Annotated in this window: 2 protein-coding genes; both read right to left on the bottom strand. The window is 49.0% G+C overall.

Annotated elements, in window-relative coordinates:
* Positions 1 to 247: 247 nt before the first annotated feature.
* Entirely contained in the window at positions 248 to 5,869 is a 5,622-nt protein-coding gene (locus MHI37_RS11055; protein WP_342556547.1) for an S-layer homology domain-containing protein, read from the bottom strand.
* A gap of 691 nt (positions 5,870 to 6,560) precedes the next feature.
* The gene (locus MHI37_RS11050; RefSeq protein WP_342556546.1) at positions 6,561 to 13,268 is read right to left on the bottom strand and encodes an Ig-like domain-containing protein; all 6,708 of its coding nucleotides are present in this window, start codon (positions 13,266 to 13,268) and stop codon (positions 6,561 to 6,563) included.
* Positions 13,269 to 13,734: the final 466 nt, after the last annotated feature.

The raw sequence follows: 13,734 nt of genomic DNA, 5'->3' as shown, positions 1-13,734 counted from the left end.
TCGAGATTTGGGGAGGTACTCCTTTTTCTATGCCTTAAGAAGCTAGTCGTAGCAAGGCTTTATATTTATGAAATTGATTCATATAAAATAATTTTAATGGATAAGGGCGAATTTGGCCATTATAACTCCGCTCGGATTATCTATCTCACTTAAATTCTTAACGCACTAAAGAGTGAATAAGAGGGTTCCTCAAGTTACAGGAACCCTCTTGTTCTATCCTCCTGGTGTTTGCTTAGTTTCCTGTATCTTACATGCGATCTAAGATCGCATGAATAATAACAGCAGCCTGTGCTCTAGTTGCCTGTTGTTTCGGTGCAAATTCACCATTACCCATTCCATTAATAATGCCTTCAGCTTGCATCGCTGCTACTGCTTTCTGTGCATAATCAGAAATCGCAAGACGATCTGTAAAGGCTTCAGATGCGCTGCCGCTTAGCTGCAATTGTACATGATTAGCGGCTTGATAAGCCATAACAGCCATGTCTTGTCTTGTAATTTCTTCATGGACGCCGAAGCTTCCATTGGGTCTTCCACTCACGATGCCCAGCTGGTAGGCTGTTGCAACTTGATCATAGTACCATGCCCCTGCCTTAACGTCGGAAAGCGTTGTTGTTGCATTGGCATCCGTTAGACCGAATACATTCATCAGCATCGTAATAAATTCAGCTCTTGTCACTTTACCGTCTGGCTTGAACTGTCCTTCGCCCATTCCACTGACAATGCCTCTTGCCGCTAATGCTTCGATTGAATCCTTCGCCCATGCTTTCGTTACATCTTTAAAGCTTGCTTCCACATAGGCTGCTGCATACTTACCGGAGTGTTTAGGCTTGAATTCTACGTTGCCTGTTTCTGCATTGTACTTACCATTCGTTACAACCTTTAGCTCCCCGTTGTCGCTGATGTAATAAATGACAACCTTATTCGGATGCTCACCTGGTTGAAGCTCGTATGGTACAGCCACTTGCACGTCACTTCGACCATCAAACTCGCTGACCTTCTTTCCGTCAACTGCTAGGTTGAAGTCATACACTACAGCATCCTTCAATTGATCTTGTGTCTCAGCTGGTAAACGGGAGACATCGGCTTTAGCTACAGAAATCGTCACATTCTTCGCCGCTTCGGAACTTCTAGAAATCAACTTAGTGGATACCGTTACGGTAGCAAAACCTGTATCGACCTCGATGGTGTTGATCGAAGCACTTCCATTGCTTAATAGCTCATCTACTGGAAGCTCAATTTCTAGTTCATTCCTATTCGCAGCAGCTTCTACTTTAATTTGAAGCGTGTCGCCTGTGGCTTTTTCAAGTGCACTCTTCATCGTTCCAGCGCCCAGCTTAGCTGCTGCTTTACCATTGGCATTTAACGTTGGTTTAACGCTCACTTGGCCGTTGTCATTAACCTCTGCACCGTCTGATGTGTTTCCAGTGGAACCTGATCCACCGGATGATGTATTGCCGTCATCGTTTGCTCTTGGTGTACCTACCACTACAATACCAGAAGATTCATTGCCATGTGTGTCTAAGGTGGTAATCAGGAACTCATATTGTGTTCTGTTTCTTAATCCTTCAAAGGTATAGGTTTCAACACCTTTGTCTACAAACACATCTGCTGTCTCCGTGTCACCATGACCGCTAATTTTAATGGAGTCTAAATCGCTATCTGTTGGGTCAGTCCAGCTTAAGATAAGCTTCTGGTCGCTAACAATCACTTTTTGTCCTGTTACCTCTCTCGGAGATGTTGTATCCACCTGCGATGCTGCCTTTGGTGTTCCCTTTACGCTGAAACCGTCAGATTCGTTTCCATCAGCATCGATGGTGCTAAGGTGAATGTTATATTCCGTACCATTGGCAAGGTCTGTTACCACAGAGCTTTCTACACCTTGATCCACAGTATAAACCACAGTGTCGGTTCCCCCGCTAACCACAAACTTCACTTGTGTGATATCCGCTGGATCCTCCCAGGTAAAAGCTAATTGCTGATCTCCAGGCACGACTTTAACGTTTGTAACATCACCTGGTTTTGATACCGCCGCTTCTACCGTCACAGCTGCTGTTGCTGTTAAGCCTCCATCTACCGTTGTAACCGTGATGTTTGCTGTTCCTGCTTTTACTGCGGTTAATAAGCCGTTAGCATCCACTGTTGCTACATTCTCATTGTCGGAGCTCCATGTCACTGCCTTATTCGTTGCATCCTCTGGTGCAGCGGTTGCAATTAACGAGGCTTGCTCGCCTTCTGTCAATGTAACTTCAGTTTTGTCTAAAATTACACCTGCAACGGGTACATTAATAACTGCTGCTTCTACGGTAAAAGAAACAGGCTGCGTATAAAGGTCGTACTGATTGCCTGCGTCAATCGTCGTTGTGTAGCGCAGCAGCGCATGCGCCGTGCCCGACTGCTTAGCCGTGATCGTGCTGCCATTCACTTCTACGATGTCCTGACCGTCCAGCAGAACGATCTCGGGCGATATAGTCGTTAGAGCCCCCTTATAGGTTTGAATTTCAGCAGATACGTCGACGCTTTGGTTCTCCGACAGCGTGTACTTCTCTTGGCCCGGCTTGATCGAGGCGGTCCAATCGGAAGCCCAATACGCATAGTCAGTTGTCAACCCCCAAGTGCCGTACATGAAGAATTGGATCAAATCGTTGCGGTTATTGAACGTCCACGGCGCGATCGTGAGACCGCGGTGCTTTGCGGCTTCCATGTAGTCCTGAGTGAGCAGCGTAAAGTTCGCATTGTAAACCGCATTAAGATTTTGAACGGTAAGCAGCGTCTGACGCACGGCCCGATTCACATCCCAAGTTCTGCTGATGCCGGAACCGACAATCAATTCGGTAGTTAGCTCGGGCATCTGTTCGTTCATTCTTTTGATTTGATTGCTGTCAAACGAAATCACAGTGATCAGATCCTCGGCATGCTTCTCCTTGATCAGCTTAACGATGGCTTCGATGACGGCAGGGTTGCTCGTTTTGACTTCGACCTGAATAACTAGACCCGATTGTCTCGCGAGGTCGATTTGCTCTTCCAGTGTCGGAATTTGGACATTGTGAAACTCTAACGGAAACTGCTTGTTTGCATTTAACTGCTTGATTTGCTCCAGCGTATAATTCTCGATAAATCCGGTTCCGTTTGTCGTGCGCTCCAGCGAGCCATCATGCAGAATGACCGGATGGCCGTCTTTGGAAAGATACACGTCAGTCTCGATAAGTTCGGCGCCCGCTTCAATAGCCAGAACATTGCCCACGATTGTATTCTCGGGCGATGTGGAAGGCATTCCTCTATGGCCGACAATATACGGCTTGCGAACAAGCGTCGTCTGATTCGAATAAAGCTTCATGGCGTCGATCGCTTGAAGCGGCGAATCCGTTACGATGCCGTTCGTCCCCGCGGTGATCAGCGTATGGATGGCCAAATTTTTCTCGGCCGGGACAGCCTGCTCCTTGGTCCATACGGTCATTCCGAGCTTCTGCAGATAAGCAACGTTGTCCTTGGAAGCGGCGTTCTGCGGCAGCAGTATGATTTTAGCCTGACTGACGTTCGTATGTCCGCGGATTTCCAGAAGCTTCTCTACGGACCAATCGATATTGGCGGTAAAGTCAACGATTCCGCGAATGATCGGATAAGCCTCACGCGCCCTTTTCACAAGCGCACCGTTGTCGGAGATGATATCCGCATCTTCCAGGCCCACGTTTTGCAAATATTCGACCAACGAGTCAACCGTCTGCTCGTCCTTGACATAGAAGGCCGGTATCATCCTGGTGTCGATTGCCGTAAGCACGGAATCCAGGCTACCGATTTCCGTCTGACCGGAAGGGTCAGTGACCGTTAATTGGCTATTCACATACAGGAACACTGTCGCCGGAAGCTGAGGTCCGGAGAGCGAATCCAATTGCCCGGCGCTTTTCAGCTCGGTCACCACTGTCGGTGCAAGCGCGATCTTCGTCTCCGGCTCCTTGACCTGCACGAACCGGTCCGCCGGCATCGGAGGCAGGGCGTCCTGCTGCAGCGTGATGCGGATATTGTCCACCCGCATTTTGTTGCCATCGGCCTGCAAGCCTATTTGTCCCTTGGTATAGGCGGAAGCCCCATCGGAATCGATCAGCACCTTGTTGTTGATCGACAATTGAACCCGATTACTGTGAGCTTTCACTGTGTAGCGATACATTTTACTGCTGTTAATCGCTTCGCTGAACGAGGCGGTTTCAAACACTTCCCAGGTGTTGTCCGGCTTTCGCTGGGCGAATTCAATACCGTTTGCCGCCGTGGCATTCTGCCTGACAGCCATTTGATAATACGGATAGTCGTTGTTTTGAATGCGGAACATAATGGAATCCCATCGTAAGTTGTTGTTCGCCGTCACAATCGTGACATCCGCTTCGATTTTGTAGTCTCCGAAAAATCCCAAATAATCGGGCAGCAGCACGCGGGTAGGGTTGTCCGGCGCAGCGAGAGCATCGATTTCGAAAGCGCCATCCTTCACAACAGCTTTGCTTGCTGTCGATCCTTGCTTTCTCGTCCAACCCTGCGGCATGGAGCCGTTGGCAAGCGAGTTAAAGTTCTCTTCGTACAGCACATATTCACTATCGGCTGAATTCTTAGCCACGACCTGCATAGTGATGGAAACTCCATCCTTTTGCACAGTGACCAGGTAAACGCCTTTACTAAGGACCGTCATCTTGCCGTCCGCAAAGGAAATATTGCTGCTAACTGAGCTCCATTGCAACTGATCGCCTTTGATCGTGCCAGACGTGGAATCATTGAAATTAGCCTTGAAGCTGACCGAAGCGAGATCGACCGGCACGCCGGCGACCGCTGTTACATATCTCTGATCGTGCTGGAGACTATTCACTTTGTCGCCCGTAAGAGCATCCTTCTGCACCGTGATGCGGATATTGTCCACGCGCATTTTGTTGCCGTTGGCCTGCAATCCTATTCCTCCCTTGGTATAGGCGGAAGCCCCATCGTTATCGATCAACAGCTTGTCGTTGATTGATAATTGAACCCGATTACCGTAAGCTTTCACCATATAGTGATACATTTTGCTGCTGTCAATCGCTTCGCTGAACGAGGCGGTTTTAAACACTTCCCAAGTTTTGTCCGACCTCATCTGGGCAAATTCAATGCCGTTTGCCGCCGTAGCACCCTTCCTGACATTCATATGATAATACGGATAGTCGTTGTTTTGAATGCGGAACATAATAGAATCCCATCGTGCGTTATCGTTCGCCGCCACAATCGTGACATCCGCTTCAATTTGGTAGTCCCCGAAAAGCCCCAAATAATCGGGCAGCAGCACGCGGGAAGGGTTGTCCGGCGCAGCGAGAGCATCGATTTCAAAAGCGCCATCCTTCACGGCGGCTTTGCTTGCCGTCGAGCCTTCCTTTCTCGTCCAGCCCTGCGGCATGGAGCCGTTTGCAAGCGCGTCAAAGTTCTCTTCGTACAGCACATATTCGCTATCCGCCGGATCCTTCGCCACGACCTGCATAGTGATGGAAGCTCCATCCTTTTGCACGGTGACCGGGTACACGCCTTTACTAAGGACTGTCATCTTGCCGTCCGCAAAGGAAATATTGCTGCTTGCTGAGCTCCACTGCAGCTGGTCGCCGTTGATCGTGCCAGACGTGGAATCGTTGAAATTAGCCTTGAAGCTGACCGAAGCGAGATCGACCGGCACGCCGGTGACCGCTGTTGCATATCCCTGATTGTGCTGGAAGCTGTTCACCTTAACGTCCGCGAGAGCAGTCGTGACGGTCAGGTTCGTCCCTCCATCGCTAGCCGCAGCATGTACCTGTGCAGGGGCCGATAGCGGAGATAGCCCGATTAACATAGCCGCAATAATAAAACCGTTCAAAAAACGCGAAGACCTTTTCATTTTTCTTCATTCCTCTCCTAAAAAAGTAGTAGGGAGGGACCCCGGACTTGACAAAGGTGGCAAGCAGAGCCCCGACGACATAGCTGATCATTACGGCGCCGTCATTACTGACCGTCACACCGGCTTACCGGCAGATGATCGGGTTATCCCATTCGACCAGAATGGACTTTGGATCGCCGTCCAGTAGAGAGTACGGTCGCCTCGTGCACATTGACTGGAAAATGCGAAGCAGCACCATAAGGAAGCGCTTTCAATTTTTGGAAGAAGGTCAGCTGCGTTAAGACGAGGTCAAGTCCCTAAAGCTGATATCCGCATCCACAGCGGTTGTCTTGAGATTATGAAAATCGAGGATGTCTCTCTCAATTCCCCCCTTTCACTATAGCTACGAGTTCATTTTAAATAATAATTTCCCCCTTGTATTTACAATAACGAGTAATATTTTGCAAAAATCGGATATATTTGAACGAGAAATAAGGAAATAGGACCAGCTTCCAAAAAAATCACGGGCATCAAGAGCTGGTCAAATCCAATTACCGCGGTTAACAAAGAAGAGTTCTATAGTTTCAAAACTCCGCCCGGATCACCTAGCTCACTTAAATTTTTAACGCACAAAAAAATGAAGAAGAGGGTTCCTCTAGTTACAGGAACCCTCTTCTTCTATCCTCCTGGTATTTACATAGATATCGGTATCTTACATGCGATCTAAGATCGCATGAATAATAACAGCAGCCTGTGCTCTAGTTGCCTGTTGTTTCGGTGCAAATTCACCATTACCCATTCCATTAATAATGCCTTCAGCTTGCATCGCTGCTACTGCTTTCTGTGCATAATCAGAAATCGCAAGACGATCTGTAAAGGCTTCAGATGCGCTGCCGCTTAGCTGCAATTGTACATGATTAGCGGCTTGATAAGCCATAACAGCCATGTCTTGTCTTGTAATTTCTTCATGGACGCCGAAGCTTCCATTGGGTCTTCCACTCACGATGCCCAGCTGGTAGGCTGTTGCAACTTGATCATAGTACCATGCCCCTGCCTTAACGTCGGAAAGCGTTGTTGTTGCATTGGCATCCGTTAGACCGAATACATTCATCAGCATCGTAATAAATTCAGCTCTTGTCACTTTACCGTCTGGCTTGAACTGTCCTTCGCCCATTCCACTGACAATGCCTCTTGCCGCTAATGCTTCGATTGAATCCTTCGCCCATGCTTTCGTTACATCTTTAAAGCTTGCTTCCACATAGGCTGCTGCATACTTACCGGAGTGTTTAGGCTTGAATTCTACGTTGCCTGTTTCTGCATTGTACTTACCATTCGTTACAACCTTTAGCTCCCCGTTGTCGTTGATGTAGTAAATGACAACCTTATTCGGATGCTCACCTGGTTGAAGCTCGTATGGTACAGCCACTTGTACGTCACTTCGACCATCAAACTCGCTGACCTTCTTTCCGTCAACTGCTAGGTTGAAGTCATACACTACAGCATCCTTCAATTGATCTTGTGTCTCAACTGGTAATCGGGAGACATCGGCATTAGCTACAGAAATCGTCACATTCTTCGCCGCTTCGGAACTTCTAGAAATCAACTTAGTGGATACCGTTACGGTAGCAAAACCTGTATCGACCTCGATGGTGTTGATCGAAGCACTTCCATTGCTTAATAGATCAACCACTGGAAGCTCAATTTCTAATTCATTCCTATTCGCAGCAGCTTCTACTTTAATTTGAAGCTTGCCGCCTGTAGCTAGTTCAAGTGCTCTCTTCATCGTACCAGCGCCCAGCTTAGCTACTGCTTTACCATTAGCATTTAACGTCGGTTTAACGCTCACTTGGCCGTTGTCATTAACCTCTGCACCGTCTGATGTGTTTCCAGTGGAACCTGATCCACCGGATGTTGCTGCCTTTGGTGTTCCCTTCACGCTGAAACCATCAGATTCGTTACCATCAGCATCGATGGTGTTAATGTGAATGTTATATTCCGTACCATTGGCAAGGTCTGTTACCACAAAGCTTTCTACACCTTGATCCACAGTATAAACCGCAGTGGCGGTTCCCCCGCTAACCATTAGCTTCACTTGTGTGATATCCGCTGGATCCTCCCAGGTTAGAGCTAATTGCTGAACTCCAGGCACGACTTTAACGTTTGTAACATCACCTGGTTTGGATACCGCCGCTTCTACCGTCACAGCTGCTGTTGCTGTTAAGCCTCCATCTACCGTTGTAACCGTGATGTTTGCTGTTCCTGCTTTTACTCCGATGACTAGGCCGTTAGCGTCCACTGTTGCTACACTTTCATTGCTAGAGCTCCATGTTACTGCTTTATTCGTTGCATTCTCTGGTGCAACGGTTGCAGTTAACGAGGCTTGCTGCCCTTCTGTCAATGTAACTTTAGTTTTGTCTAACGTAACACCTGCGACTGGTACATTAATAACTGCTGCTTCCACCGTCACAGCTGCTGTTGCTGTTAAGCCCCCATCTACCGTTGTAACCGTAATGTTTGCTGTTCCTGCTTTTACTCCGATGACTAAACCGTTAGCGCCCACTGTTGCTACATTTTCATTGCTGGAGCTCCATATTACTGCTTTATTCGTTGCATTCTCTGGTGCAACAGTTGCAGTTAACGGAGCTTGCTGCCCTTCTGTCAATGTAACTTCAGTTTTGTCTAACGTAACACCTGCAACTGGTACATTAATAACTGCTGCTTCTACCGTCACAGCTGCTGTTGCTGTTAAGCCCCCATCTACCGTTGTAACCGTGATGTTTGCTGTTCCTGCTTTTACTCCGATGACTAAGCCGTTAGCGTACACTTTGGCTACATTTTCATTGCTGGAGCTCCATGTTACTGCTTTATTCGTTGCATTCTCTGGTGCAACGGTTGCAGTTAACGCGGCTTGCTCCCCTTCTGTCAATGTAACTTCAGTTTTGTCTAACGTAACATCTGCAACTGGTACATTAATAACTGCCGCCTCTACCGTCACAGCTGCTGTTGCTGATAAGCCCCCATCTACCGTTGTAACCGTGATGTTTGCTGTTCCTGCTTTTACTGCGGTTAATAAGCCGTCAGCGTCCACTGTTACTACATTTTCATTGCTGGAGCTCCAGGTTACTGCCTTATTCGTTGCATCCTCAGGTGCAACGTTTGCAGTTAACGGGGCTTGCTCGCCTTCTGTCAATGTAACTTCAGTTTTGTCTAAAGTTACACCTGCAACTGGTACATTAATAACTGCTTCTACGGTGAACAAAACAGGCTGCGTATAAATGTCATACTGATTGCCTGCGTCAATCGTCGTCGTGTAGCGCAGCAGCGCATGCGCCGTCCCCGGTTGCTTGGCTGTGACCATGCTGCCATTCACTTCTACGATGTCCTGACCGTCTAGCAAAACGATCTCGGGTGCTATAGTCGTTAGAGCCCCTTTGTAGGTTTGAATTTCAGCAGATACGTCGACGCTTTGGTTCGCGGCCAGCGTGTACGTCTCTTGGCCCGGCTTGATCGAGTCGGTCCAATCGGAAGCCCAGTTCGAATAGTCGGTTGTCAGCCCCCAGGTGCCGTACATGAAGAAGCGGATGAAATCGCTTCGGTTGTTGAACGTCCATGGCGAGACCAGGAGACCGCGGTGCTTCACAGCTTCCAGGTAGTCCTGACTAAGCACCGAGTAAGGTGGATTGTATCCTGCATTAAGATTTTGAACGGTAAGCAGCGTCTGGCGCATAGCCCGGCTCACATTCGAAGAGTCGGTGATGCCAGCATTACCCAGTAACCCGGAAGGCAGCTCGGGCATCTGCTCATTCAATCTTTTGATTTGATTACCATCAAACGCAATCACATTGATGAGATCCTCGGCATGCTTCTCTTTGACTAGCTTGACGAAGGCTGCGATGACGGCAGTGTTACCCGTCTTGATTTCGTTCATAATCATTTTGCCCGATTGTCTCGCGAGGTCGATTTGCTCTTCCAGCGTCGGAATTTGAACATTATGAAACGCTGACGGAAACTGCTTGTTTGCATTCAACTGCTTGATTTGCTCCAGTGTATAATTCTCGATAAATCCGGTTCCATTTGTCGTGCGCTCCAGCGAGCCGTCGTGCAGAATGACCAGATGGCCGTCTTTGGAAAGATACACGTCATTCTCGATAAAATCGGCCCCTGCTTCAATAGCCAGAACATTGCCCACGATCGTATTCTCGGGCGCTACGGAAGGAAGCCCCCTATGGCCGACAATATACGGCTTGCGAATAAGTGTCGTCTGATTCGAATAAAGCTTCATGGCGTCGATCGCTTGAAGCGGCGAATCCGTCACGATGCCGTTCGTCCCTGCGGTAATAAGCGTATGGATGGCCAAATTTTTCTCGGCCGGAGCAGACTGCTCCTTAGTCCATACGGTCACCGCACGTTTTTGAAGATAAGAGACATTGTCACGTGAAGCTGCGTTCTGCGGAAGCAGTATGATTTTAGCCTTGTTGGCGTTCATTTGCCCGCGGATTTCCAGCAGCTTCTCCGCAGACCAGTCGGTATTGGCGGTAAAGTCCACGATTCCGCGAATGATCGGATAAGCCGTGCGAGCTCTTTTCACAAGCGCGCCGTTGTCGGAAATGATATCAGCATCTTCCAGTCCCACGCTTTGCAAATATTCGACCAACTGGTCCACCGTCGGCACGTCCTTGACATAGAAGGCCGGTATCATTCTGGTGCCGATTACCGCAAGCACGGAATCCAGGCTACCGATTTCCGTCTGACCGGAAGGGTCGGTAACCGTTAATTGTTCGTTCACATACAGGAACACTGTCGCCGGCAGCTTCGGTTCAGCGAGCGACTCCAATTGCTCGGCACTTATCAGCTCAGTCACCACTGTCGGCGCAAGCGCGATTTTCGTTTCCGGCTCCTTGACTTGCACAAAGCGGTCGGCCGGCAGCGGAGGCAATGCGTCCTGCTGCAGCGTGATACGGATGTTGTCCACCCTCATTTGGCTGCCGTTGGCCTGCAGGCCAATTCTTCCTTTGGTATAAGCGGAAGCTGCATCGGTATCGATTATGACCTTATTGTTGATCGATGCCTGCACGCGGTTGCCGTAGGCTTTAATCGTGTAGTGATACATTTTCCCGCCGTCAATTACCTCACTGAAAGAACCGGTGTTCCAAACGTTCCAGGTGCTGTCCGGCGTCTGCTCGGATAATTCAACACCGTTGGCTGCCGTAGCATCCTTCCTGACGGCCATTTGATAATACGGGTAGTCGTTATTTTGAATGCGGTACATTATGGAATTCCATCGTGCAGTATCGTTCGCTGCCAAATTCGTAACATCCGCTTCGATTTTGTAGTTTCCGAACAATTCCAAATAATTAGGCAGCAGCACGCGGGAAGGGTTGTCCGGCGAGGTTCTGGCATCAATTTCGAAAACGCCTGCCTTCACAGCGGCTTTACTTGCCGTTGAGCCTTGCTTTCTCGTCCAGCCCTGCGGCATGGAGCCGTCGACAAGCGAGTCAAAGTTCTCCTCGTACAGCACATATTCGCTATCAGTCGGATTCTTCGCCACGACTTGCATAGTGACGGTAATGCCGTCCTTTTGCGCGGTGACCGGGTACACGCCTTTATGAAGGGCTGTCATCTTCCCGTCCGCGAAGGAAATATCGCTGCCGGCAGTGCTCCAGAGCAGCTCGTCGCCTTTAATCGTACCAGACGTGAAATCGCTGAAATCGGCCTTGAAGCTGACAGAAGCGAGATCAACAGGAACGCCGGTAACTGCCGTTACATATCCCTGATCGTGCTGGAGACTATTCACCTTGACGCCCGTGAGAGAAGGCGTGACGGTCATGTCCAGCGATGTATTCGCATTCGCGTAAACCGCCGTCAGCTTCGCCGTGCCCGCCTTGATTGGATACAACTGATTGTTTATCACCTTGATGATGCTCTCATCGGACGAATACAGCTTGAAGCGGTCGCTCGTTACCTCTTCGGTAATTCCGTCCGAGTAAGTGACGTTTCCGGCGGAGCCGATAGGACCCGTAAGCGCTTCCAATGTATCCGGCAGCGTAAGCTCAAGCTGCTCGGCTGTAATCCTCGTTACCTTCAGATTATCGAATGAAACCGTGCTCTGGTCGGCCTGCAGACCGATTTTCCCTCTTTCCAGCAGAACGTCGGAGGACAGATTTTTGTCCGTTAAGAGCGTAAAATTGGCATCATTTTTCGCTTTCAGATACTCTTTGACATTGTTGCCGAACACTCTAACCTTCATCGTGTAATCCGCACCCAACGTCAATGTCTTCCCTGTTGTGCCGGTGACCGGTGTCGGGGCGTACCATGTGTCAGCCGGCGTTTTATAGGCCACTTCATAGATGCCGTTCACGCGGATTGCCATTTGATTGTACGGATTTTTTCCGTTGGCGGCGCCTCGGAACATGATAGCAGCCCACCTAGCGTTATCAAGAACAGCATGAAATCTGACGTCCGCTTGAATCGAGTAGTTATCCCACTCAACTGGGGCCGTTATTCTCGCCTGCTTGCCGCCAGCCCTGCCGTCAAAAGTCAGGCGCCCGTTCCCGTCTTGGTCCTTCACGATACTGAACGGATTGCTTCCCACATTCACGTCGGAAATCCAGCCGAATGGAATGCTTCCCGCTGCATAAGAGTCAAAGTTTTCATCTAGCAGGACCGGACTTACATTTCCGGAGACGGGATTGCTTTCAACAAGATCTATCACTCCGTAGCCGCTCGTATCATTCCAAGAGGAACTGGATTGATAAGCGCTCCAATAGTTCGTTGTCTGCTTGCTTTTATCCGAATCGTATCGGTCCGTAGCCGAAAATTCCATGCCGAGCTGATTCGACAGCATCGGATCCATATGCAGCATATCCCATGGCACCGCAACCTCGCTAGACCAGCCATTCTCCGTCTTGTTGATCGCCCGCAAAATCTTCTTCTCGTCCTTGCCCGCATGGTTGTTCAGCGCTGCGCCGAAATGGAATTCCGGCGTTGTCGTTCCCGGCTTATACACGAGGCCGATCTGCATGTCGTCGCTGGCGAAGGGAGCCGACTGGTGCAGCGTCGGATCGATGAACACATTCATATTGTCCTGATCGAGCCAATCTCCCGAGGCACCTGTAATCATGTTGTCATCCTCTGTCTTCATGCCGATGTACAAATATTGATTGTCCCACAGCAGTCCGAAACTGGACTCCCGCCTAGGAGCGTCACCGACTTGCTGCGTCATGGGCTGATCGATCTTCCAAATCGTTTCGTCCAGTTTGCCGTCGATAACGGGGGCGGTTAATGTTCTGTTCACTTCCAGCCGCGGTCTCCCTCCATCGTCATTCGCAGCATGTACCTGCGTAGACGCCGATAGCGGAGATAGCCCGATTAACAATGTCGCAATGATAAAACCGTTCAAATAACGCGAAACTAATTTCATTTTTCTCCATTCCTCTCCTTGAATTGGATAACCTCTTGGCATTCGCTGAGGCAGATGGGGCAAAGATTTCCTTACACCACCTCAACTGCTCTCCTCCTACTTTTGTAGGGGCATTTTTTATTTCGGTCATAAGTTAAACTGAAGAAAATAATTTCTAAAGATGGCTAATTTCTCAAAAAACACTTGACCATTTACAAAACCATTCAAAATCGAATGAAGGGATATGACTCTTACCACTCGTGATTGGAGCGTGCTGCACTTTAAGCACGTTTTTGTTCCTCAATCGGAATACCAAGCTTTTGTTCTTCATCAACTTCGTACCTCATACGGTCCCGGCGTTATTCTCATCAACAAAGCTTGGACGCTCGTCGCCACGCTCTGAATGACGGTTTTTTCCACCATTAGGAAATTAATGGAGGATTATTGCTCCGATCGAAGGCCTAACCAATGTTGTCAGGTTAGTAGA

It is taken from the genome of Paenibacillus sp. FSL H8-0548, from assembly GCF_038630985.1.
In the GTDB taxonomy this organism is placed as follows: domain Bacteria; phylum Bacillota; class Bacilli; order Paenibacillales; family Paenibacillaceae; genus Pristimantibacillus.
This window is presented reverse-complemented; position numbering and strand designations above follow the sequence as displayed.

Excerpts from the sequence above, each read along its gene's own strand:
- MHI37_RS11055 (WP_342556547.1), bottom strand. The coding sequence starts at position 5,869 with ATGAAAAGGTCTTCGCGTTTTTTGAACGGTTTTATTATTGCGGCTATG.
- MHI37_RS11050 (WP_342556546.1), bottom strand. The coding sequence starts at position 13,268 with ATGAAATTAGTTTCGCGTTATTTGAACGGTTTTATCATTGCGACATTG.